Below are 278 nucleotides of genomic sequence, written 5' to 3' on the forward strand. Positions count from 1 at the left end.
TACTAATTACCCGTGAGGCTTAACCATACAACGCCAAACGCGTTTTATGTGATAGTTGATAGCGCAAGAAGTTAATAGACTAAAGTAGATTTACTGAAAACTTTTATTATCAGAATTCCAAATTTTAGTTAATTGCTAACGCGATTAACACCGTATTTGCTTGGTAACAATAGCGTTTTGGACCCACCTGACCCCATGCCGAACTCAGTAGTGAAACGAAACAGCGCCGATGATAGTGTAGCATTTGCTATGTGAAAGTAGGACATTGCCAGGCTCCA

General features: G+C 39.9%; 1 rRNA gene. It reads left to right on the forward strand.

The features are described 5' to 3' along the window. Positions 1–159: 159 nt before the first annotated feature. Positions 160–274, forward strand: a 5S ribosomal RNA gene (gene rrf, locus H5187_RS24190). The last annotated feature ends 4 nt before the right edge of the window (positions 275–278 follow it).

This window comes from Pseudoalteromonas sp. SG44-1, from assembly GCF_014164315.1.
Lineage (GTDB): Bacteria > Pseudomonadota > Gammaproteobacteria > Enterobacterales > Alteromonadaceae > Pseudoalteromonas > Pseudoalteromonas rhizosphaerae.